The 562-nt window shown below is 66.9% G+C and carries 1 protein-coding gene; it reads right to left on the bottom strand.

What is annotated here, in order from left to right; all coding sequences use genetic code 11:
- Nucleotides 1-562, bottom strand: a 562-nt coding sequence (locus FLX08_RS41115; protein WP_167530781.1) for a hypothetical protein, incomplete at both ends; no start/stop codon positions are given.

Genomic DNA, 562 nt, shown 5'->3' with positions numbered 1-562 from the left:
ACCGACGTTCGAGCCCAGCGAGCCGACGTCCTTCAGACCGATCGAGAGCTTCAGGCCGACGACCTGGTAGCCCTTGATGACCTTCGCGGTGAAGGTCCGGCTGAAGTACTTGTACTCGAAGTGGCCGTGGTCGCGGTGGTGCCGCCCGAAGCTCTGGGCCTCCGCGCTGGCGCTGGGGCTCGGGCTCGCGGACGCGGCGGCGGCCGGAGCCTGGACCTTCGTCCGCCAGTACAGGGTCTTCCCGTCCTGGCTGACGTAGGAGTCCTTCCAGGAACGGTACTCGTTCTTGGAGATCTCCTTGGCCTCGGACGCGCTGGTGCCCGGGGTCCAGGGGCCGTTGCCCGTCAGGTTCTTGCCCTTGTTCCAGGCCTGGAAGTCGGCGACGCTGACCGGCGCCTCCTTGCCGTACCGCGAGAGCCTGTTGATCTCGACGACCTCGAGCTTGGAGTAGCCCGTGGTCTTGTCGGCCTGCAGCTTCCGCTTCGCACGGTAGGCGTCCCACTTGTTGTGGTAGACGCGCGACGCGTACTTGCCGCCGCTGGTGCCACCCTCGGTGGGAACC

Origin of the sequence: Microbispora hainanensis (genome assembly GCF_006874475.1) — a bacterium.
Lineage (GTDB): Bacteria > Actinomycetota > Actinomycetes > Streptosporangiales > Streptosporangiaceae > Microbispora > Microbispora hainanensis.
The sequence above is the reverse complement of the archived record's forward strand: the minus strand, read 5'-3'. Positions and strand labels throughout refer to the sequence as shown.